The sequence below is a fragment of the Limnohabitans radicicola genome, assembly GCF_014837235.1.
Lineage (GTDB): Bacteria > Pseudomonadota > Gammaproteobacteria > Burkholderiales > Burkholderiaceae_C > Limnohabitans_A > Limnohabitans_A radicicola.
In genome coordinates, this window is the sequence record NZ_JACYFT010000001.1 from 117,548 (window position 1) to 138,757 (window position 21,210).

General features: G+C 62.9%; 18 protein-coding genes and 1 other RNA gene. 9 read left to right on the forward strand and 10 right to left on the reverse strand.

The genetic code is table 11. The features are described 5' to 3' along the window. Positions 1-14 precede the first annotated feature (14 nt). The gene (ppa, locus tag IC609_RS00615; protein WP_191817532.1) at positions 15-551 is read right to left on the reverse strand and encodes an inorganic diphosphatase; all 537 of its coding nucleotides are present in this window, start codon (positions 549-551) and stop codon (positions 15-17) included. A 215-nt stretch (positions 552-766) separates the two neighbouring features. Here ppa and IC609_RS00620 point away from each other — a divergent pair, with 215 nt between their 5' ends. The 6 genes from IC609_RS00620 (at position 767) to moeA (ending at position 8,286) form a co-directional block, all read left to right on the forward strand. Beyond that, entirely contained in the window at positions 767-2,836 is a 2,070-nt protein-coding gene (locus IC609_RS00620; protein WP_191817533.1) for a sodium-translocating pyrophosphatase, read from the forward strand. A gap of 103 nt (positions 2,837-2,939) precedes the next feature. Next, the gene (locus tag IC609_RS00625) at positions 2,940-4,373 is read left to right on the forward strand and encodes an aldehyde dehydrogenase family protein (protein WP_191817534.1); all 1,434 of its coding nucleotides are present in this window, start codon (positions 2,940-2,942) and stop codon (positions 4,371-4,373) included. Positions 4,374-4,393: 20 nt separating this feature from the next. Next, complete coding sequence (locus tag IC609_RS00630) at positions 4,394-5,155, forward strand: SDR family oxidoreductase (RefSeq protein ID WP_191817535.1); 762 nt, start codon at positions 4,394-4,396, stop codon at positions 5,153-5,155. Positions 5,156-5,217: 62 nt separating this feature from the next. Next, entirely contained in the window at positions 5,218-6,360 is a 1,143-nt protein-coding gene (moaA, locus tag IC609_RS00635) for a GTP 3',8-cyclase MoaA (RefSeq protein ID WP_191817536.1), read from the forward strand. Positions 6,361-6,364: 4 nt separating this feature from the next. After that, positions 6,365-6,994: a molybdenum cofactor guanylyltransferase MobA gene (gene mobA, locus IC609_RS00640; RefSeq protein WP_191817537.1), complete on the forward strand. Its 630-nt coding sequence runs from the start codon at positions 6,365-6,367 to the stop codon at positions 6,992-6,994. 5 nt (positions 6,995-6,999) lie between these two features. Next, entirely contained in the window at positions 7,000-8,286 is a 1,287-nt protein-coding gene (moeA, locus tag IC609_RS00645) for a molybdopterin molybdotransferase MoeA (RefSeq protein WP_191817538.1), read from the forward strand. A gap of 64 nt (positions 8,287-8,350) precedes the next feature. On the opposite strand, the gene IC609_RS00650 is transcribed toward moeA, so the two are convergent. The 4 genes from IC609_RS00650 to IC609_RS00665 all read right to left on the reverse strand — a co-directional run bounded on the left by IC609_RS00650 (position 8,351) and on the right by IC609_RS00665 (position 14,098). Next, positions 8,351-11,434: an efflux RND transporter permease subunit gene (locus IC609_RS00650; RefSeq protein ID WP_191817539.1), complete on the reverse strand. Its 3,084-nt coding sequence runs from the start codon at positions 11,432-11,434 to the stop codon at positions 8,351-8,353. A gap of 1 nt (position 11,435) precedes the next feature. Beyond that, positions 11,436-12,701 (reverse strand): efflux RND transporter periplasmic adaptor subunit, encoded by a 1,266-nt coding sequence (locus tag IC609_RS00655; protein ID WP_191817540.1) that lies wholly within the window; start codon positions 12,699-12,701, stop codon positions 11,436-11,438. Positions 12,702-12,827: 126 nt separating this feature from the next. Next, complete coding sequence (gene rnhA / locus IC609_RS00660; protein WP_191818840.1) at positions 12,828-13,274, reverse strand: ribonuclease HI; 447 nt, start codon at positions 13,272-13,274, stop codon at positions 12,828-12,830. Positions 13,275-13,294: 20 nt separating this feature from the next. Beyond that, the gene (locus IC609_RS00665) at positions 13,295-14,098 is read right to left on the reverse strand and encodes a class I SAM-dependent methyltransferase (RefSeq protein ID WP_333473611.1); all 804 of its coding nucleotides are present in this window, start codon (positions 14,096-14,098) and stop codon (positions 13,295-13,297) included. Between IC609_RS00665 and gloB the strand changes: the two genes are divergently transcribed. Both gloB and IC609_RS00675 read left to right on the forward strand, forming a co-directional pair. Then, positions 14,097-14,870: a hydroxyacylglutathione hydrolase gene (gene gloB, locus IC609_RS00670; protein WP_191817541.1), complete on the forward strand. Its 774-nt coding sequence runs from the start codon at positions 14,097-14,099 to the stop codon at positions 14,868-14,870. The genes IC609_RS00665 and gloB overlap by 2 nt on opposite strands. A gap of 23 nt (positions 14,871-14,893) precedes the next feature. Then, entirely contained in the window at positions 14,894-16,393 is a 1,500-nt protein-coding gene (locus IC609_RS00675) for a transglycosylase SLT domain-containing protein (protein ID WP_191817542.1), read from the forward strand. A gap of 28 nt (positions 16,394-16,421) precedes the next feature. Here IC609_RS00675 and IC609_RS00680 read toward each other — a convergent pair whose 3' ends face one another. The 4 genes from IC609_RS00680 to dnaX all read right to left on the reverse strand — a co-directional run bounded on the left by IC609_RS00680 (position 16,422) and on the right by dnaX (position 20,493). Further along, complete coding sequence (locus IC609_RS00680) at positions 16,422-17,462, reverse strand: ABC transporter substrate-binding protein (RefSeq protein WP_191817543.1); 1,041 nt, start codon at positions 17,460-17,462, stop codon at positions 16,422-16,424. A gap of 135 nt (positions 17,463-17,597) precedes the next feature. Continuing rightward, the gene (gene recR, locus IC609_RS00685; protein WP_191817544.1) at positions 17,598-18,188 is read right to left on the reverse strand and encodes a recombination mediator RecR; all 591 of its coding nucleotides are present in this window, start codon (positions 18,186-18,188) and stop codon (positions 17,598-17,600) included. Between the two features lie 12 nt (positions 18,189-18,200). Then, positions 18,201-18,524, reverse strand: a complete 324-nt coding sequence (locus tag IC609_RS00690; RefSeq protein WP_191817545.1) for a YbaB/EbfC family nucleoid-associated protein — start codon at positions 18,522-18,524, stop codon at positions 18,201-18,203. Positions 18,525-18,552: 28 nt separating this feature from the next. Continuing rightward, positions 18,553-20,493, reverse strand: coding sequence for a DNA polymerase III subunit gamma/tau (gene dnaX / locus IC609_RS00695; protein WP_191817546.1), 1,941 nt, complete (start codon positions 20,491-20,493; stop codon positions 18,553-18,555). 128 nt (positions 20,494-20,621) lie between these two features. Here dnaX and ffs point away from each other — a divergent pair. Then, positions 20,622-20,718: signal recognition particle sRNA small type (gene ffs, locus IC609_RS00700), an RNA gene on the forward strand. Between the two features lie 130 nt (positions 20,719-20,848). On the opposite strand, the gene IC609_RS00705 is transcribed toward ffs, so the two are convergent. Further along, positions 20,849-21,142, reverse strand: a complete 294-nt coding sequence (locus tag IC609_RS00705; protein WP_191817547.1) for a hypothetical protein — start codon at positions 21,140-21,142, stop codon at positions 20,849-20,851. Between the last annotated feature and the right edge of the window lie 68 nt (positions 21,143-21,210).

Here is a 21,210-nt window from a genome sequence, read left to right on the forward strand (position 1 = left end):
CACGGCATGGGGCATCACTTCTTGGCCGCGTTGTAGGCAGCGATGCCGTCAGTGACTTCCTTCATGGCCGCGTCAATGCCTTCCCAGCCAAGCACCTTGACCCATTTGCCTTTTTCGAGGTCCTTGTAGTGCTCAAAGAAGTGGGCGATCGCATTGCGACGCATGGAATTCACATCCTCAATGGACTTCCAGTGGTCGTACATCGGCAGGATTTTGCTGGTCGGCACGGCAATGACTTTGCCATCCACGCCAGCTTCGTCTTCCATCATCAGAATGCCCAGCGGACGGCATGGCACGACCACGCCCGGGTGCAAGGCGTAAGGGGTGATGACCAGCACATCGACCGGATCACCGTCGCCCGACAGGGTTTGAGGCACATAACCATAGTTGGTCGGGTAGTGCATGGCGGTGGTCATGAAACGGTCCACGAACAGCGCACCGGTTTCCTTGTCCACCTCGTATTTGATCGGGTCGGCGTTCATCGGGATTTCGATGATCACGTTGAAGGCTTCGGGTACGTTTTTACCGGGGGTGACGTTGTCGAGGGACATCTTGCAGGTCTCGTGATGAAAAGTTGATGGAAAACAGAATTGCTAGGGATTAACCCCGATTTTACTTTCACAGGGCTTGCGCCTTGTACGCCACTGCCTCTTTAATGAGGCGTTGGCCAATCGTTCTCCGGTTTTCGGCAACGAGGAAGCAACGCCGTGGAGGTGTCTTCCATGCGTTGCACCTCTGTTCTGCGACAACCATCGAGGAGAACACGATGACAGGAAACTCAGCGCTCATTCTGGCGCTCGTCTGCGGGCTCATGGCCGTGATCTACGGCATCTGGGCCCGGGGCTGGATTCTTTCCCAGGACGCGGGCAACGCCCGCATGCAGGAAATCGCGGCGGCCATCCAGGCCGGGGCCGCAGCCTACTTGGCCCGACAATACAAAACCATCGCCATCGTGGGCGTGGTGCTGGCGGTGCTCATGGGGGTGTTTCTGGACGGCACCACCGCCATCGGCTTTGTGGTGGGGGCCGTGCTCTCTGGCGCTTGCGGCTTCATCGGCATGAACGTATCCGTGCGGGCCAATGTGCGCACAGCCCAAGCGGCCACCCAGGGCATCGGCCCGGCACTGGACGTGGCCTTCCGGGGCGGCGCCATCACAGGCATGCTGGTGGTGGGCCTGGGCCTCTTGGGCGTGAGCGGCTTTTTCTGGTTTTTGACCGGCAATGGCAACCTCACACCCGACAAAAACCTCGCCACCCTGCTCAACCCCTTGATCGGCTTTGCCTTCGGCTCTTCACTGATCTCCATCTTTGCACGCCTGGGCGGCGGCATCTTCACCAAGGGCGCTGACGTCGGTGCCGACCTGGTGGGCAAGGTGGAAGCGGGCATCCCCGAAGACGACCCGCGCAACCCGGCCGTGATCGCCGACAACGTGGGCGACAACGTGGGCGACTGCGCCGGCATGGCCGCCGACCTGTTCGAGACCTACGCCGTGACCCTGATCGCCACCATGGTGCTGGGCGCGCTGCTGGTGACCGGTGCACCCGGACAGGCTGTGCTCTACCCGCTGGCGCTCGGCGCAGTGTCCATCGTCGCCTCCATCATCGGCTGCTTCTTCGTCAAGGCCAGCCCCGGCATGACCAATGTGATGCCTGCCCTCTACAAGGGCTTGGCCATTGCGGGCGTGCTGTCGCTGATCGCCTTCTACTTTGTCACCACTTCGCTGATGCCCGACAACGCCCTGGGCGCTGCGGGCAGCCAGATGAAGCTGTTTGGTGCCTGTGCAGTGGGTCTGGTGCTGACTGCAGCCCTGGTCTGGATCACCGAGTTCTACACCGGCACACAGTACAGCCCGGTGCAGCACATCGCCCAGGCCTCCACCACCGGCCACGGCACCAACATCATCGCGGGCTTGGGCGTGTCAATGCGCTCCACTGCCTGGCCGGTGATGTTCGTTTGTCTGGCCATCTGGACGGCTTACGCGCTGGGCGGCCTGTACGGCATCGCCGTGGCGGCCATGTCCATGTTGAGCATGGCCGGCATCGTGGTGGCACTGGACGCCTACGGCCCCATCACCGACAACGCCGGCGGCATTGCCGAAATGAGCGAGCTGCCCAGCAGCGTGCGCGACATCACCGACCCGCTGGACGCCGTGGGCAACACCACCAAGGCAGTGACCAAGGGCTATGCGATTGGCTCGGCAGGTCTGGCCTCTTTGGTGCTGTTTGCCGACTACACCCACAAGCTGGAGTCCTACGGCAAAGCCATCAGCTTTGACCTGTCCGACCCGTTGGTGATCATTGGTCTGTTCATCGGCGGCCTGATCCCCTACCTGTTCGGGGCCATGGCCATGGAGGCTGTGGGCCGGGCAGCTGGCAGCGTGGTGGTCGAGGTGCGCCGTCAGTTCAAGGAAATCGCCGGCATCATGGAAGGCACGGCCAAGCCCGAATACGGCAAGGCCGTGGACATGCTGACCACCGCCGCCATCAAGGAGATGGTGATCCCCAGCCTGCTGCCGGTGATTGTGCCCGTCCTGGTCGGTCTGTTGCTCGGACCGAAAGCTTTGGGTGGCCTGCTCATGGGCACCATCGTGACCGGCCTGTTTGTGGCGATTTCGATGTGTACCGGCGGCGGTGCCTGGGACAACGCCAAAAAGTACATCGAAGACGGCCACCACGGCGGCAAAGGCTCCGAGGCCCACAAAGCCGCTGTGACCGGTGACACCGTGGGCGACCCGTACAAGGACACTGCCGGCCCGGCCATCAACCCACTGATCAAGATCATCAACATCGTGGCGCTCTTGATTGTGCCGCTGGTGGTCCAGTTCCACGGCGGCTGAAGCCACTCTCCCCACAAACACCACAGGCCCGCTTCGGCGGGCCTTTTTCATGCGCTGTCCCCCTGGTGATTTTCAAAACGGCAAGCCCACGCACAATGGATGCATGCAAATGAATTTCATTGACAACCAGTCTACCCCCGCCCTCAGCAGGCAAACGATCGACGTGATCGACCCCTCTGACGGTCAGGTGTTTGACCAGATCCAGCGCAGCCAGGCCGCAGACATCGATCAAGCCGTCAACGCCGCCCGGGCCGCTTTCCACGGTCCTTGGGGCCACCTGAGCGCTGTCGAACGCGGACGTTTGCTGATGGCCTTGTCCCGCAAGGTGACCGAACACGCGACCGAGCTTGCCGCACTCGAGCAGCGCGACTGTGGAAAACCCACCAAACAAGCGGCAGCAGACGCGGTCGCTCTGGCGCGCTATTTCGAGTTTTATGCCGGTGCCTGCGACAAGTTGCACGGCGAGACCCTGCCCTACCAGAACGGCTACAGCGTGCTGACCTGGCGCGAGCCGCATGGTGTGACGGGGCATGTGATCCCCTGGAATTACCCCATGCAAATTTTTGGCCGCAGCGTGGGCGGGGCATTGGCTGCGGGCAACGCCTGCGTGGTCAAGCCCGCCGAGGACGCGTGCCTCAGCCTGATCCGCGTGGCGCAGCTGGCGGCCGACGTGGGCTTTCCACCCGGCGCCATCAACATCGTCACCGGCTATGGCCACGAAGTGGGCGATGCGCTGGCCCGCCACCCCGGCATCGACCACATCAGCTTCACCGGCAGTCCTCGGGTGGGCACACTCATCCAGCAAGTGGCCGCCGAGCGGCATTGCCCGGTCACGCTGGAGTTGGGCGGCAAAAGCCCACAAATCATTTTTGAAGACGCCGATCTGGACGCGGCCATCCCGGTGGTGGTCAACGCCATCGTGCAGAACTCGGGCCAGACCTGCAGCGCAGGCTCGCGCGTGCTGATTCAGCAAGGCATTTACGAACCCCTCTTGAAACGCCTGGGCGAAGCCTTCAGCCGCCTGCAGGTGGGCTCGGCCGCCATGAACCTGGACCTGGGGCCACTGATTCGCGCCAGCCAGTTGGAGCGTGTGACGGGCTTTCTGGACCAGGCCCGGGCCGATGGCATCGCCACCGTGGCGCAAGGTCAAATCGCCCCGGGCGTGCCCGCTGGTGGCTTTTACCAGGCGCCGACCTTGCTGAGGGATGTGCCTGTGATGCACCGTCTGGCGCAAGAAGAGGTCTTTGGCCCGGTGCTGTCGGCCATGTCCTTCACCGACGAAGACCACGCCGTGGAACTGGCCAACGCCACCGAATTCGGTCTGGTGGCAGGCGTCTGGACCCGCGACGGGGCACGCCAGTTCCGCATGGCCCGGCGCGTGCGCAGCGGCCAGGTCTTCATCAACAACTACGGCGCCGGTGGCGGCGTGGAGCTGCCCTTTGGCGGCGTCAAGTCGTCCGGCTACGGCCGCGAAAAAGGTTTCGAAGCCCTGCTGGGCTTCACCACCCTCAAAACCGTGGCCATTGCCCACGGTTGAACCCCACTCAAGGATTGCCCATGCGCTTGAAAAACAAAGTCATCATCGTCACCGGCTCGGGTGGCGGCATCGGCGAAGGCATCGCCAAACGGCTGGCCGCCGAGGGCGCCCAGGTCATCGTCAACGACATCCAGCCTGCTTTGGGTGAGAAGGTCACGGCCGAGATCGTGGCGGCAGGCGGTCAGGCCTCGTTTGTGCCTGCGGACGTGACGAAATCCGAACAGGTACAGGCCCTGGTTAATGCTGCCGTGAAGCAGTTTGGCCGACTGGATGTGATGGTCAACAACGCGGGCTGGACGCACCGCAACCGCCCGGCGCTCGAGGTGACCGAAGACGAGTTCGACCGCTGCTACGCGGTCAACATGAAGAGCATCTACCTCTCCACCATCCACGCCACCCCGGTGTTTCGCCAGCTGGGCGGCGGCAGTTTCATCAACATCGCCTCCACAGCGGGTGTGCGCCCTCGCCCCGGCCTGAGCTGGTACAACGGCTCCAAAGGGGCCGTCATCACCACGAGCAAGTCGCTGGCCGCCGAGCTGGGGCCCGACAACATCCGCGTGAACTGCATCAACCCGGTCTTCAACCCCGACACCGGGCTTTCGGCCGAGTTTGCAGGCGGCCCTGTGGACGAGGCACGCCGGGCGAAATTCCTGGCCACCATTCCGCTGGGTCGTTTTTCAACCGCACTGGATGTGGCCAACGCAGCCCTGTACCTGGCCAGCGACGAAGCCGCGTTCATCAGTGGCGTGTGTATCGAGGTCGATGGTGCCCGTTGCGTCTGAAAGCCTGAACCGGGATTGGCCCTGACAGGGCCCAGGCCTCTGGCCTCGGGCACAATCTCACCATGTCCGAACGCGTCATTCCGCTGGTCGATCAGCGCCACCCGAGCTGGCCTTTGCCCGCTGCCACGCCTTTGCAGGCTCTGGGCGAGCTGCCGCTTGACCAGCTGCAACGGCCTTTGCACGATCTGCGCATCAGCGTGACCGACCGCTGCAACTTCCGCTGCAGTTACTGCATGCCCAAGGAAGTCTTCGACAAGGACTACACCTACCTGCCCCACAGCGCCTTGCTCAGCTTTGAAGAGATCACCCGCACAGCACGCCTGTTTGTCGAGCGTGGCGTGCGCAAAATCCGCCTGACCGGGGGCGAGCCGCTGCTGCGCAAGAACATCGAGATACTGGTCGCCCAACTGGCGGCGCTGAAAACACCCGACGGTCAGCCGCTGGACCTGACCCTCACCACCAACGGCTCCTTGCTGGCGCGCAAGGCCCGAAGCCTCAAAGACGCCGGCCTGCAGCGCGTGACGGTGAGCTTGGACGGGCTCGACGATGCGGTGTTCCGTCGCATGAACGATGTCGACTTCCCGGTGGCCGATGTGCTGGCCGGAATCGAAGCCGCACAGCAGGCCGGTTTGGGGCCCATCAAGGTCAACATGGTGGTCAAGCGTGGTACCAACGACCACGAGATCATCCCGATGGCACGGCACTTCCGCGGCTCGGGCGTGGTGCTGCGTTTCATCGAGTACATGGACGTGGGCGCCACCAACGGCTGGCGCATGGACGAAGTGCTGCCCAGTGCACAAGTCATCGAACGGCTGAAAACCGAGTGGCCCATGGTGGCCCTGAGCCCGAGCAGCCCTGGCGAAACCGCCGAGCGCTGGGGCTACGCCAACGCGCAAGGGCGGCACGATCCGGCCTTGGGCGAGGTGGGCGTGATCAGCAGCGTGACCCAGGCTTTTTGTGGCGACTGCAACCGCGCCCGCCTGTCGACCGAGGGGCGCCTCTACCTGTGCCTGTTTGCCAGCCAGGGCTACGACCTGCGGCCGCTGCTGCGCGAGCAAAACGCCTCCGACGAACACATTACCGCCACGCTGGACGCGATCTGGCGCGGGCGCAAGGACCAGTACTCGCGACTGCGCAGCCTGCAGCCCCCGGACACCGACAGTGGCCCCGTCAAACGGGTCGAAATGAGCTACATCGGTGGTTGAAGACATGCACGAGCTGAACACCTCCCCGGCCATCACGGGCCTCATCCTCGCTGGTGGCCGGGGCTCGCGCATGGGCGGGGTCGACAAAGGCTTGCAGAACTTCCGTGGCTTGCCACTGGCCCTGCAAACCCTGATGCGCCTGCAACTGCAAAGCCTGCCGCCACAGGAAGTGCTGATCAACGCCAACCGCAACCTGTCCGCCTACGAATCCTTAGGCGTGCAGGTCTGGCCCGACAGCCTGAGCGATTACGCGGGCCCACTGGCGGGTTTCCTCACGGGCCTGGAGCGTTGCGAAACACCGCTGCTGCTCACCGTGCCCTGCGACACCCCACTCTTTCCGCTGGACCTGGCCGAACGCCTGCTCCAGGCCCTGACAGCGCAAGACGCCGACCTGGCCATGGCCGCCGCCCCGGAAGCCGACGGCACGGTGCGCCCGCAACCGGTTTTTTGCCTGCTCAAGGTCGATCTGCTCGAAAGCCTGGTGGCCTTCACGCAGGCCGGTGGTCGCAAGATCGACGCCTGGACGGCCCAACACCGCTGCGCCATCGTGCCTTTTGACCAGCCTGGCGACAGTCCGCAGGCTTTTTCAAACGCCAACACCTTGCAAGAGTTGCAGCAGCTCGAATCCCTTTGACCCCCATGACCGCGCCACTTTCACTTCAGGACATCGCCGAACGCCTGCAAGGCTATGACCCGCAGGCCCTGTCTGCAAGCCATGTGACCCGTTTTCTGTCCGAGCTGGTGCAGCCCGTGCGCGAGACCGAAACCGTGCCCATCCTGCAGACACTGGACCGGATTCTGGCCCGTGATGTCATCTCGCCGATCAGCGTGCCACCCCACGACAACTCCGCCATGGACGGCTTCGCCTTGCGGGGCGAAGAACTCTCAGCTACCCAAGCCACCCGCTTTCGCATCGTGGGCACTGCGCTCGCCGGGGCCGCCTGGACTGGCCAGGTGCAGGCCTGTGAATGCGTACGCATCATGACCGGCGCGATCATGCCCAGCGGGCTCGACACCGTCGCCCCTCAGGAGCTGGTGCAAGTCGACAACGATCACATCACCGTGCCTGCGGGTGTGCTGCAGGCAGGTGACAACCGCCGCCTGCTGGGCGAAGACCTGATGGCTGGACAGCCTGCACTGGCAGCAGGCTCACGCCTCACCCCTGCAGCCTGCGGCATGCTCGCCAGTCTGGGCTTGCCCGAGGTCACGGTCTGGCGCCGCCCGCGTGTGGCGTATTTCTCGACGGGTGACGAAATCCTCAGCCTGGGCGAAGCGCCACGCGAAGGCGCCGTGTACGACAGCAACCGCTACACCGTCCACGGCATGCTGCAGCGCCTGGGGTGCGAAATCATCGACATGGGCGTCGTCAAAGACAACCCGGCAGCACTGGAGGCGGCCTTTCGCGAGGCTGCGGCCCAGGCCGATGCCATCATCACCAGCGGTGGCGTCAGCGTGGGCGAGGCCGACCACACCAAAGCCATGATGAAAAAACTGGGCGATGTGGCCTTCTGGCGCATCGCCATGCGCCCTGGCCGCCCCATGGCGGTGGGCCGCATCCAGCAAGGCGATCGCTCAGCCCTGCTGTTTGGCTTGCCCGGCAACCCGGTGGCGGTGATGGTGACCTTTGCCGCCTTTGTGCGCCCTGCCCTGCAGCAGCTCATGGGCTGGCAAGCGCCTGCAGTGCCTATGCTCAAAGCCAAAAGTCTGGAGACCCTGCGCAAAAAACCTGGCCGCACCGAGTACCAGCGCGGCATCGTGCGCACCAACGCTGCGGGAGAACCAGTGGTCAGCACCACCGGCAACCAAGGCTCGGGCGTGCTCAGCTCCATGGTGCAGGCCAATGGCCTGATCGTGCTCGGTCACACACAAGGCCAGGTGCAGCCGGGCGACTGGGTCGATGTGATGGTGTTTGACGGGCACCTCTGAAGTTGGCCACGCAGACACAAAAAAGGGGCTTCACAGCCCCTTTTCTTTTGGCGGTCAATGACCGTCAATGCGCAGACCCGCTCGGCGGCGCATCCAGTGCCACGGCCTTGTTGGGCCCGGGCACGCTCTTGCGTGCAAGCAGGGAATACATGGTGGGCACCACAAAAATGGTCAGCAAAGTGCCCAGGGACATGCCGCCCACAATCACCCAGCCGATTTGCGTGCGGCTCTCGGCACCTGCTCCCTTGGCCAGCGCCAGCGGCACCGCGCCCAACACCATAGCACCCGTGGTCATCAGGATCGGCCGCAAGCGCTGCCCGGAGGCCTTGATCAGCGCATCGCGCATCGCCATGCCTTCTTCGCGCAACTGGTTGGTGAATTCCACAATCAGGATGCCGTGCTTGGTGATCAAGCCCACCAGGGTGATCAGGCCAATCTGCGAATACACGTTCAGGGATCCGCCAGTCCACTGCAAAGCCAGCATGGCCCCGATCATCGACAAAGGCACCGAAAGCATGATCACAAAGGGATCGATGAAACTTTCAAACTGCGCGGCCAGCACCAAAAAGATGAAGAACAGCGCCAGCACAAACACGATGACCAAGGCCCCCTGCGAGTTCTTGAATTCACGCGATGTGCCGTTGAGTTCGGTGGTGTAACCGGGCTTGAGCACCTTGGCCGCCGTCGCGTCGAGGAACTTCAGGGCTTCACCCAAGGAATAGTCAGGTGCCAGGTTGGCCGTGATGGACACGGAGCGGCGTTGACCAAAGTGGTTCAACTCGCGCGGAGAGACGCTTTCGCGCACCTTCACCACCGCAGACAGCGGGATCATGGCGTCGTTGCGGCCACGGATGTAGATGTTGTCGATGTCATCGGGCGTGTTGCGGCCGCTGGCCAGGGTTTGCACGATCACGTCGTACTGCTCGGCATCGCGCTTGTAACGGGTCACGACACGGCCGCCCAACATGGTTTCCAGGGCTTTGGCCACGGCGTCCACACTCACCCCCAACTCAGCCGTCTTGTCCCGATCCACCTCGATGCGCAACTCGGGCTTGTTCAGACGCAAATCGACATCGGGCGAGAGGATGCCGGGATTTTTCGCGATCTCGTCGAGCATCTGGCGCGTGACCGCGTTGAGGTTCTGGTAGCTGTCAGAGGTCAGGATGACAAAGTTGACCGGCCGCTCGCGAAAGCCTTGCCCCAGAGACGGCGGCGTGATCGGGAAAGCGGTCACGCCAGGCAAGCCCCCGAATTTCGGGGCCAGTTCACGCGCGATCTCCAGCGTCGTGCGTTTGCGGTTTTCCCAATCGACAGCGCGGTAAATGACCGAACCCTGCGCCACAGTAGGGTTGCCGATGTTGGCAAAAATCCGGTCGAATTCCGGGTACTTCTCGCCCATCTTTTCGAGCACTTTGGCATAGCGGTCGGTGTACTCCAGCGTGGAACCATCGGGTGCGGTCACCGTGGCCAGCAAAACGCCACGGTCTTCCAGCGGAGCCAGTTCCTGCTTCATGCCGGGATAAATGATGGCGATGGCGGCGCCACTGCCCACCATGACCAGCAGCACCAGCCAGCGGGCCTTGACCAGCACCCAGCGCAACACGTTTTCGTAGCCATTGGACAACTGCGTGAGCAGGCGCTCCATGGTGCGGTCAAACCAGCCCGGGTTCGGGTTGTGACGCAGCAGTTGGGAGCTCATCATGGGCGACAGTGTCAGGGCCACAAAGCCCGACACGATCACCGAACCGGCCAGGGCCAGGGCGAATTCGGTGAAGAGCTTGCCCGTGCGACCGGGCGTGAACGCCAGCGGCGCAAACACCGCCGCCAGTGTGGCGGTCATGGCGATGACGGCAAAACCGATTTCACGGGCCCCTTTGATGGCCGCAGAGAAAGGATCAAGCCCTTCCTCGATATGCCGGTAGATGTTTTCCAGCACCACGATGGCATCGTCCACCACCAGACCGATCGCCAGCACCAGGGCCAACAAAGTCAATGTGTTGATGGTGAAGCCGGCCAAGGCCATCATGGCAAAGGTACCAATCAGACTGACCGGAATGGTGATGATGGGAATGATGGACGCACGCACGGTACGCAGGAAAACAAAAATCACCAGGGCCACCAGAACCACCGCTTCCACGATGGTCTGGAACACGCTCTTGATCGAGCGGTCAATGAACACCGAGTTGTCGTTGGCCACGCTGATGGTGATGCCCGGTGGCAAATCAGCTTCCAGGCGCGGCATCATCTCGCGCACGCCTTTGGACAGCTCCAGCGGGTTGGCTGTGGCTTGGCGAATCACACCAGCCGAAATCGCGTTTTGTCCACCCAAGCGCACAGCGCTGCGCTCGTCGGCCGCGCCCTCTTGCACGCGTGCCACATCGCGGATCTTGACAGGAAAGCCATTGACCAGCTTGATCACGATGTCGCCAAACTGCCCTGCTCGGGTGAGGTCGGTTTGGGAGGTAACAGTGAATTCGCGCTGATTGGATTCGATGCGTCCGGCCGGCAATTCCAGGTTGCTGCGGCGGATGGCGTCTTCCACGTCCTGTGGGGCCAGCTTGTAAGCGGCCAGTCGCTCAGGCTCCAGCCACACGCGCATGGCGTATTTTCGCTCACCGTAAATGCGCACATCGGCCACCCCGGTCACGGTTTGCAGACGGGGTTTGACGATCCGGTTGATCAGGTCATTGATTTGCAGTGGATTGAGGGTGTCACTCGAAAAAGCCAGCCAGATCACAGGAAAAGCATCGGCTTCCACTTTGGCGATCACGGGTTCTTCAATGGCTTGCGGCAAGCGGTTGCGCACACGTGAGGTGCGGTCGCGCACTTCGGCCGCCGCAGTATCGGCATCTTTTTCAAGACGGAAACGCACCGTGATCTGTGACTGCTCGGCACGGCTGATCGAGGTGATCACGTCCACCGCGTCGATCCCGGCAATGGAATCTTCCAACGGCTTGGAGACCTGGCTTTCAATCACCTCGGCCGAAGCGCCGGGGTACTTGACGCTGACAGTGACCGTGGGTTCATCGATCTTGGGGTACTCGCGCACGGACAAGCGATCAAAGCTCACCGCGCCCACCAACAGGATGAGCAAGGACATGACCACGGCCAGCACGGGCCGCCGGATGGAAATTTCTGCGAGCTGCATCTCAGCCTTTCAGGCAGGGATTGGGGCCGCTCACGGCCGCTGGCTTGGGTGCAGCTTTGGCCACAGGGGCTACAGCGGGTGTTGCAACCGGCTGAGGCGCAGACGCGGCCGCACCTGGGGCGCTGGCTGGACTGCTGGCCGGTGCTGCCGCAGGTCCTGCAGGCCGCGACATGTCCACCACGCGGACCGCCGTGCCATCTTTTTGCAGTCGCTGGTGCCCAGCCGTCACAACAGAATCCCCCGCTTCCAGGCCTTCCAGGATTTCCACTTTGCCAGGTTGGCGCACGCCCACCTTGACCGCCACGCGCTGCGACACGAGTGTGTCGGCTTGCTCACCGGGGACCACTTTGACCACAAAGGTGCGGCCGCCTTGCGGAACAATCGCCTCTTCGGGAATCACCAGAGCTTTGTCGCGAACGCCAAACACGGTTTTGACCCGGGCGAACATGCCCGGACGCAACTGCTGCTGACGGTTGTCGATGCACCCGCGAACGCCCACCGAACGGCCATTGGCGTCGATCAGGGGATCCACCGCCTGCACCACTGCCGCGAAAGGACGGCCGGGCAAGGCATCGATGTTGAGCTGGGTTTTCTGACCAGGTTGGATCTTGGACTGAAAACGCTCTGGCAAACGGAAGTCCACCAGCACCGCGTCCAGGTCCTCAATGTTGACGATGTCCGCTCCGTCCTTGAGGTAATCACCCACACTCACTTGCTTGAGGCCCACGACGCCATTGAACGGCGCCACAATTTTCAGTCGCTGCAGCGTGGCCGCAGCCAAATCGAGTTTGGCCTGCGCCACATCCAGGGCCGCCGCGCTCTCGTCCAGCGAGCGTTTGCTGATGAAGTTCTGCGCCACCAGCTCCTGGTTGCGCTTGTGGTTGGCCAAGGCGATCGACAACTCGGCTTTGGCCTGCGCCAATTGCGCCGCCTGCAGCTGGTCGTCGAGCTGAACCAGCAATTGGCCTTTTTCGACCCGCTGCCCGTCGTTGATGAAGATCTGTTTGACACGCCCGGCCACCTCGGGGCGCAGCATCACGCTCTGGCGTGAGCGCAAACTGCCCACCGATTGCGTTTCATCGATCAAGGTGATCGTATCCACCTTGGCCACTTCCACTGCAGGCGCGCGCTGTCCACCCGCCGGGGCGGCCCCGGCTGCGGCAGGGGCCGTGGACGAAGCCGATTTGTTCTGATACCACCAGGCAGCACCCGAGGCCACGCAGATACCTGCCAGAGCCATCACCGCATATTTCTTTTTGTAGGCCATTCGAACCGTCTCAAACAAAACGCAAACAGTTTTGAAATGTAACAGTGCTGTGGGTTTTCCCAAATTCGGTTCAGGCGCTTTCGCAACACGCGCCTGCGGCTTTACACGGGCTTTACACAGCAGCCCTCAGCGCCCCAGAACCTTGTCCACGCCTTGGTTGGCGAGCGCATCGGCCCGCTCATTGCCTGGGTCACCCGCATGGCCTTTGACCCAGTGCCATTCGATGTGATGTCCCGAAGTTGACACCAAATGGTCGAGCGCTTGCCAGAGCTCCACGTTCTTGACGGGTTTCTTGTCGGCCGTGCGCCAGCCTTTGGCTTTCCAGCCATGGATCCACTCCAGGATGCCCTTGCGCACGTACTGGCTGTCGAGGTAGAGGGCCACATGGCACGGCCGCTTGAGCGCCTTGAGCGCTTCGATGACCGCCGTGAGTTCCATCCGGTTGTTGGTGGTGTTGGCTTCGCCACCAAACAGTTCGCGCACATGCGTACCCGACTGCATCCGAACACCCCAGCCGCCCGGGCCAGGGTTGCCCTTGCAGGCGCCATCGGTGTGGATTTGCACTGTGTTCAAAGTCATGGGATCAAAGTTTTTCAAGGCCTTGGATGGCCAGCACTGGCATCGGTTCGTGCCACAGGCACCGTCGACGAAGCGGCTGATCGTACCTTGCGCCAGGGCCGGCTGGTCAACAAGCGTCCGCCAGGCACACGCTTGGTGGCCACGATCAGGTAAGCGCCTCCCAGAATCGGCCACCATCGCTGTCCCAACCGATCCAGCCAGAGCCAGCGTTTGCGCCAACGCTCGGACTGCACTGCCGGCGCCCAGCCTCCGAACTGGACGACCTGCACCTCAAAACCCAGCAGGCCCAGCCAGTCCCGCAAGCGGTTGCAGCTGAGCAACTGTCCCGCATGGCCTTGCGGATCGGCGGCACGCCGCTGACGGACAAAGTGGCTTTGGCGCCAGCCCCACAAGCTCCAGGGGTTGATGCCCGTGATGAACAACTGCCCCTCCGGGATCAGGACGCGCTCCACCTCGCGCAGGCAGGCATGGGCATCGGCCGATTGCTCCAGTGTGTGCGGCAGGACCACCAGATCCAGCGACTCGGCAGGCCAAGGCCAGGCCCGGCTGTCCATCCACAAGCCTTCAAGACATGACTGGGGCGCTTGGCCGGGCGATTCATACTCGGCCCCCGCATTCCAGCGGTGCGGCATGCGGTTGGCCCGAAGACTGTCCAGCGCAGGCCAGCCCAGCTGCAAGGCGTGGTAGCCAAACACATCGGCCAGCAACACATCGGCATGCGTTTGCTCCCAGTCCAGCAAGGCCATGGCCGTGGCGGAGCCCAAACCTGCCAGCCAGGCATTTCCAATAGGGGGGGTTTCTATAATCTCGGACGCCATGCAATTGACTCCACTGCCCGCATTCTCTGACAACTACATCTGGTTGTTGAACGACCAGCACCGCTTGCTGGCGGTCGACCCCGGTGAGGGTACAGCCGTGCTGAACTGGATGGACAAGCACCCCGGCGTGCAGCTGGACACCATTCTAGTGACCCACCACCACGCAGACCACACCGGTGGACTGGTCGAACTGGTCCAGGCCACCGGTGCCCAGGTGTATGGCCCCGCTCTTGAGAAACTGCCCGTGCCACACACCCCGGTGGCGCAGGGGCAATCGCTGTCCTGGGGGCCGCTCACGATCCAGGTCATGGACGTCCCGGGCCACACCCTGGGCCATGTGGCCTACTGGACCCAACCTGCAGGCCAAGCCCCGGTGCTGTTCTGTGGTGACACCCTGTTTTCGGCAGGTTGCGGTCGCTTGTTTGAAGGCAGCCCGGCGCAAATGCTGGCCTCTTTGGACCAGTTGTCCGCCTTGCCCGCAGACACCCGGGTCTGCTGTGCCCACGAATACACGCTCTCGAACCTGAAGTTCGCCCTGGTGGTGGAGCCTGACAATGCCGAACTGCAGACTTATGCAGGTCAATGCCAGCAACGCCGCAGCCAATCGCTGCCCACCTTGCCCGTGGCCTTGTCCACAGAGCGGGCCATCAACCCGTTTTTGCGCAGCCGACAAGCCTCGGTTCGCCAGAGCATCCAACAACACTGGCCAGAGGCTTCGGACGATGTGTCCGCGTTCGCTGCCCTGCGACAATGGAAAAACGAATTCCAATGACCAATTCACACTGCGGGCGGACCATGCCCCGCTGGCCAGGCTTGTGTCTGGTGATGGCGTTGGGCTTTTGGCTCTCCGGCTGCGCCAGCACCACGAACTCACCGACGCCGCCTGCACAAGCGACATCCGCGGCCCCAAGTGCCAAAACCAGCCCTTCTGAAGCCGCCAGCGATACCCCCAATGGGGAACTGGCGCAAGCGGGCACCCTCAAGCCCAAAGCCAATCTGGGCCTGTTGCCCCCGACAGACATCTGGGAACGCATCCGCCGAGGTTTTGCCATGCCTGACCTCGAAGGTCCGCTGGTGCGCGACCGCGAGCAGTGGTATGCAGCCAGGCCCGACTACATCCTGCGCATGACCGAGCGCTCACGCCGCTACCTGTTCCACATCGTCGAGGAACTGGAACGCCGCGACATGCCGACCGAGCTGGCGCTGCTGCCCTTCATCGAGTCGGCGTTCAATCCAGAGGCGGTGTCCTCAGCGAAAGCCGCAGGCATGTGGCAATTCATGCCCGCCACCGGCAAGTACTTTGACCTCAAACAAAACCTGTTTCGCGATGACCGCCGTGATGTGCGCGAATCCACGCGTGCTGCGCTGGATTACCTGCAAAAACTCTATGGCATGTTCGGTGACTGGCACTTGGCGCTGGCCGCCTACAACTGGGGCGAAGGCAGCGTGGGCCGTGCCCTGGCCCGCAACAAAGCGCTGGGCAAACCGCTGACCTACAGCGAGCTCAACATGCCCAACGAGACGCGTTACTACGTGCCCAAGCTGCAAGCGGTCAAAAACATCATTGCGCTGCCCGAGTCCTACAAGGTGGACTTGCCACTGATCCGCAACCACCCTTACTTCAAGAGCGTGCCAATTGAACGAGACATCGATGTGGCTTTGGCAGCCCGACTGGCCGAGATCAGCCTCGACGACTTCAAGGCCTTGAACCCGTCGATGAGCCGCCCCGTGATTCTCGCTTCGGGCACACCGCAAATCCTGCTGCCCTGGGACAATGCCACGGTATTCGAGCGCAACTTGCAAAGCCACAGCGGGCAACGACTGGCCACCTGGACCGCCTGGGTAGCGCCACGCACCATGAAACCCGAAGACGCGGCGCAAGAAGTGGGCATGCCCGTCGAGCAATTGCGCTCGGCCAACAGCATTCCGCCGCGGATGATGGTCAAGGCCGGCTCGACCTTGCTGGTGCACCGCAAAGGCCCCCTGGACACCGATGTCACCGAGCACATGGCCGACACAGCGCAATTGGCTTTGGCACCGGAAGTCGTACTCAAACGTATCCTGGTCACCGCCCGTAAAGGCGACACCCTGGCAAGCCTGGCCGCAAGGCATGGTGTGACGGCCGCCAACATGGCCAGCTGGAACAAGCTGCACATCGTGACCAGCCTCAAAGGCGGTCAGAGTCTGATCGTGTATGTCCCCAGCGAAGCGCCACGGCGTGCCCCCAAAGCGGTGGCCTCAGCCCCTTCGGCCCGCGCTCACAAGGCCCCTGCAGCCAGGAAAAAGAAACACTGAATGCCCCCCGCCCATGCCGGGGGCGGGTTCAGGCCTTGAGTCGCGCCTTGGACCGCAAGGCAAAGGCGTTGTTGAATGTGCGCGCCAGCAGCACACGGCTGGTCTGCATGCGTCCGGTCAGTCGGGCCTGCGCCCGCCAGAGGTTCAGGACCGTGTCTTCCTGAACAAGCCCATCGATGGCATAGGATTCCCGAAGTTTCTCAAACGCCCCCAGATAGGCGGCACGGTCATTCATCCAGTAGGCAGCAGGAACGTAGCGGAACAAATCGGTGGGGCCCGATGTTTTCAACCACTTGAGCGCATGGACGACGCCATCGGTCAAGGCCTGGGCGACTTCGGGCTGGCGTTGCAGGAACTCTTCACGGGCAATCAGGCTTGCACCGGGCACCGCGCCCCCCATGACCTGTTGGGCTCCCTGCAGACTGCGGGCTTCACCCACCAGCAACACCTCGCCTTTCATCTCAAGCCAATGCATGATCGGATCGGGATTGCACAAGGCATCGATACCGCCACTGCGCAAAGCCTCCAGCACCCCACCCGAAGAGCCCACTTCGATAAAAGTCACATCCTCGGGCAACACACCATGCAACAGCAGCCACTGGCTGGCCATGGTATGGGTGGAAGATGCGATCGAGGTGACCCCCACCCTGGTGCCTTTGAGTTCGGTCAGCGACTTCAATCCGGACAGCCGCGTCGACACCCCCAGGCTCACCTGAGGGCTGCGCCCCATCAACGCAAAAGCCTGGAGCTTGTGGTTTTGGTACTGGGCATTGAACACATGCTCGAACGCACCGGCGACCACTTCGGCCTTGCCAGACACCAGGCTGGCCATGGCATGCGCGCCCGCGTCGTGCACGATGAAATCCACCGCCACCCCGGCTTGACGAAAGTAACCAAGCTGGTCTGCCAGTACCAAAGGCAAGTGGTACAAGCTGTGTTTGGCGGCCAACGCGATGCCCACCTTGGCAAGCTTGCCCGAGGCCGCAGACAGCGCACGAGCGGGCGATGCGAGCGGCAAAGCGCTTGCAGCAGCAGCCAGCGACAGCAGTTGTCGACGTCGGGCATCCATCTCTCGCGCTCCATCCTCGGTTCTATCTGGGTTGGACCAAGCTTAGGCCAAGCGCCTGATGCGCGCATCGGGACTCATCCCGAGCGGGTTTTCACGTAATGGATTGTGAGTAGCCTGCCGCAGACTCCACCGCCATCAACGGCGGTCGACCAGGGCGTGGGCGATGGTGCCCAGATCCACATATTCCAGCTCACTGCCAGCAGGCACACCACGCGCCAGCCGCGTCACGCGCAGGCCAAGCGATTTGAGCATCTCGGCAATCACATGCGCCGTGGCTTCACCCTCGGCGGTGAAGTTGGTGGCCAAAATGACCTCGCGCAAGCCCTCTTCCGACGCCCGCTGGCGCAATTTGGCCAGGCCGATGTCGTGCGGCCCAATGCCGTCGAGCGGGCTGAGCTTGCCCATGAGCACAAAGTACAGGCCGCGGTAGGTGCCTGTGCGCTCCACCGCAGACTGATCCGCCGGGGTTTCGACCACGCACAACTGGCTGTGGTCACGCGAAGCATCGGCGCAGGTGTCGCAAATGTCCGCTTCGGTGAAGGTGTGGCAGCGCTCACAGTGGCGCACATGCGCCACCGCATGGCTCAAAGCCTGCGCCAGCTGCATGGCCGTGGCGCGGTCGTGCTGCAGCAAATGGAACGCCATGCGCGAAGCCGACTTCACGCCCACCCCGGGCAAGCCCTTGAGGGCCTGCACCAAAGTCGCCAGCGCGTGGGTATCGGCCATGGCTCAGCCGCCTCAGAAAGGCAGCTTCATGCCGGGCGGCAGACCGGCGGTGAGCTTGCCCATTTTCTGTTGGGACACTTCCTCGGCCTGACGCACGGCCGCATTGAAGGCCGCAGCCACCAGGTCTTCCAGCATGTCCTTGTCGTCGGCCAGCAGGCTCGGGTCGATGGTCACGCGGCGCACCTCGTGCTTGCAGGTCATCAGCACTTTGACAAGGCCCGAACCAGACTGCCCCTCCACTTCGATGAAGGCCAGTTCGTCCTGGGCTTTTTTCAGGTTGTCTTGCATGGCTTGCGCCTGTTTCATCAGGCCGGCCAGTTGTCCTTTGTTGAACATGTTTGTCTTTCTGTCTTGAATGAAAAAATCAGAGGGGCTGGATGCTGCCCGGCACGATCCGGGCACCAAAGTCACGCACCATGGCTTGCACCAGCGGATCGCTTTGAATGAGCTCCTCCGCCGCCACCATTTTGGCTGCAGCCGCCACCGCCAAGCGCTTGGCCGGGCTGTCCACCACCGGCCCCAGCTCGACCGCCAGGCGCACTGCATGGCCTGCGGCCTGCAAAGCCGCCTGCAAACGTTCGCGGGTGCTGGGCATGTTGAGCGATTCGCGCTCGATGCGCAGCTGCCATTGGTCAGCGCTGCGGCTGAACAATTGAGACTGCAGTGCGAGTTCTCGCACCAGCGCAGTGATGACGTCAGCGGCCATCAGATCCCGCACCACCTCGGCCCAGAAGTCACCTTCGGGGGTGGGCTGCAAAGGCACTTCGGGGCGCTTGAGCGCGTCCACCCGGGCCGATGGTGCCGGAGCCTCGCGCACAGGCAAGGGGCGAATGGCCGGCGCAGCCACAGGTGCTGCGCTCACCGCCACCTCGTCCAGTTCCTCCCAGGGCGGCAGGTCCATCGGTGGCTCGTCCAGGGCGGCCAGCATCTCGTCCACCGAGGGTTCGGGATCGGAGGGCGACGCAGCGGGCTGGGGCTGAGCGGGTCGTTCGGTCCCAACTTGAGGCACCGGAGCAGATACCGGCTCAGGCGGAGTCACGGGCACTGCGGCCACAGGCTCAGCACGCGAGGGAGATTCAACACGTGCAACGGCAGCAGGCACCACTGGCGCTGGCGCCACTGTTGGTGCTTTGACTGGAGGGACGGGACGGGCGGACTCAGCCCGCTGCGTCAGCGATGGGCTTTTTTTTTCAGCCGACCCGCTGGCGGGTTTGAAAGCCAGCAGGCGCAGCAGCACCATGGTGAGCGCCGCGTATTCGTCGGGTGCCAGACCCAGCTCAGTGCGACCGTGCAGGCACAGGCTGTATAGCAACTGGGTTTCTTCGGCCGACATGCGCTCGGCCAGATCGACCAGCACCGGTGCATCCGGGTCATCGGCATCTTGCGTCAAACCAGGCACCGCCTGCATGACGGCCATGCGCTGCAGCAAGGTGCTCATGTCTTCCAGGGTGGCAGCAGCCGACACACCATGCTGGCGCAAGGCATCGACCAGGGACACCACCGACGCGCCATCGGCATCGGCCAAGGCGCGGATCAGGTTGAGCACATGGCTGCGGTCCACGCTGCCCAGCATTTGGCGAACGCCCGCCTCCTGCAACTGACCGCTGCCAAAGGCGATCGCCTGGTCGGTCAGGCTCAGCGCGTCGCGCATCGAGCCGCGTGCGGCACGGGCCAGCAAGCGCAAAGCGGCGGGCTCCGCCGCCAGGCTCTCGGCCGCCAGCACGCGGGTCAGGTGTTCAAACACCGTCTCCGGGGCCATCGGACGCAGGTTGAACTGCAGGCAGCGCGAGAGCACCGTGACCGGAACTTTTTGCGGGTCGGTCGTGGCCAGCACGAACTTGAGGTATTCGGGGGGTTCTTCGAGTGTTTTCAACATCGCGTTGAACGCGGTGTTGGTGAGCATGTGCACCTCGTCGATCATGAAGACCTTGAAGCGCCCCTGAACAGGTTTGTAGACCGCCTGCTCCAGCAGGCTCTGGACTTCGTCCACCCCCCGGTTGGAGGCGGCGTCGAGCTCGGTGTAATCGACAAAACGGCCGGCATCGATGTCTCGGCAGGCCTGGCACACGCCGCAGGGCTCGGCCGTGATGCCGCCTTGCCCATCTGCGCCCTGGCAGTTGAGCGACTTGGCCAAGATGCGCGAGACGGTGGTCTTGCCCACCCCGCGGGTGCCGGTGAACAGGTAGGCGTGGTGCAGGCGCTGCTGGGTCAGCGCATTCGACAGGGCCTGAACCACATGCTCCTGCCCCACCATTTCGGTGAAAGAGCGCGGGCGGTACTTGCGGGCCAGGACAAGGTAAGACATGGGAGGATTCTATCGGGCCAAGGCTGCCGTTTCGAAGAAAGGCGGACAAACCCGCCAGATCGTGTCCGAACGTAAATTAAGTGCGTACGGGCACAGAAAAAGCGCGGTGCTCGCCTACAATCAACCCCGACGGGCCTTCCCGCATGGTGAAGCGGCCAACCGGGTCAGGTGGGGAACCAAGCAGCCCTAACTGTGGAGCCAGTGCCGGGGTCAAGGCTCGTCACCTTCTTTTTTGCGCCGGAGACATCTCTCCACCGTTCAGCGCCAACCCCACCCCAAAAGACAAAAACCCGGACCAAGCCGGGTTGTGAAGTACACCCCGACGCCATTCGGGGCACAAGCATGGACATGCGGATCAGGCCATGCGGCGACGCAGCATCGGGAACGGGATGGTTTTGGCCTTGGGCTGTGCAGCGCGCTTGGGCACCGACTGACCCGATTGGATGAACTGGGACACCAGGGCATCGGCCTCGGGATGGGCACCGGCCCGGCTGGCTTCGAAGTGGAAGCGGGTCTGCTGGGACATTTGGGCCACAAAATTCTGAGGGTAATCCCGAACATTGAAGCCACGCAGGGCCATCACCTTCATGAAAGCGTTGGCAGCCTCTTCGACGGCAACTTGGTATTCGGTGGAAGCAACTGGGGTCATGTCATCCTCATGTGTGATGTGTTGTAGACCACCCTCTAACGCACCCCAAGCCCGTCCGGTAGACAGGC

Excerpts from the sequence above, each read along its gene's own strand:
- ppa (WP_191817532.1), bottom strand. The coding sequence starts at position 551 with ATGTCCCTCGACAACGTCACCCCCGGTAAAAACGTACCCGAAGCCTTC.
- IC609_RS00620 (WP_191817533.1), top strand. The coding sequence starts at position 767 with ATGACAGGAAACTCAGCGCTCATTCTGGCGCTCGTCTGCGGGCTCATG.
- IC609_RS00625 (WP_191817534.1), top strand. The coding sequence starts at position 2,940 with ATGCAAATGAATTTCATTGACAACCAGTCTACCCCCGCCCTCAGCAGG.
- IC609_RS00630 (WP_191817535.1), top strand. The coding sequence starts at position 4,394 with ATGCGCTTGAAAAACAAAGTCATCATCGTCACCGGCTCGGGTGGCGGC.
- moaA (WP_191817536.1), top strand. The coding sequence starts at position 5,218 with ATGTCCGAACGCGTCATTCCGCTGGTCGATCAGCGCCACCCGAGCTGG.
- mobA (WP_191817537.1), top strand. The coding sequence starts at position 6,365 with ATGCACGAGCTGAACACCTCCCCGGCCATCACGGGCCTCATCCTCGCT.
- moeA (WP_191817538.1), top strand. The coding sequence starts at position 7,000 with ATGACCGCGCCACTTTCACTTCAGGACATCGCCGAACGCCTGCAAGGC.
- IC609_RS00650 (WP_191817539.1), bottom strand. The coding sequence starts at position 11,434 with ATGCAGCTCGCAGAAATTTCCATCCGGCGGCCCGTGCTGGCCGTGGTC.
- IC609_RS00655 (WP_191817540.1), bottom strand. The coding sequence starts at position 12,701 with ATGGCCTACAAAAAGAAATATGCGGTGATGGCTCTGGCAGGTATCTGC.
- gloB (WP_191817541.1), top strand. The coding sequence starts at position 14,097 with ATGCAATTGACTCCACTGCCCGCATTCTCTGACAACTACATCTGGTTG.
- IC609_RS00665 (WP_333473611.1), bottom strand. The coding sequence starts at position 14,098 with ATGGCGTCCGAGATTATAGAAACCCCCCCTATTGGAAATGCCTGGCTG.
- IC609_RS00675 (WP_191817542.1), top strand. The coding sequence starts at position 14,894 with ATGCCCCGCTGGCCAGGCTTGTGTCTGGTGATGGCGTTGGGCTTTTGG.
- IC609_RS00680 (WP_191817543.1), bottom strand. The coding sequence starts at position 17,462 with ATGGATGCCCGACGTCGACAACTGCTGTCGCTGGCTGCTGCTGCAAGC.
- recR (WP_191817544.1), bottom strand. The coding sequence starts at position 18,188 with ATGGCCGATACCCACGCGCTGGCGACTTTGGTGCAGGCCCTCAAGGGC.
- IC609_RS00690 (WP_191817545.1), bottom strand. The coding sequence starts at position 18,524 with ATGTTCAACAAAGGACAACTGGCCGGCCTGATGAAACAGGCGCAAGCC.
- dnaX (WP_191817546.1), bottom strand. The coding sequence starts at position 20,493 with ATGTCTTACCTTGTCCTGGCCCGCAAGTACCGCCCGCGCTCTTTCACC.
- IC609_RS00705 (WP_191817547.1), bottom strand. The coding sequence starts at position 21,142 with ATGACCCCAGTTGCTTCCACCGAATACCAAGTTGCCGTCGAAGAGGCT.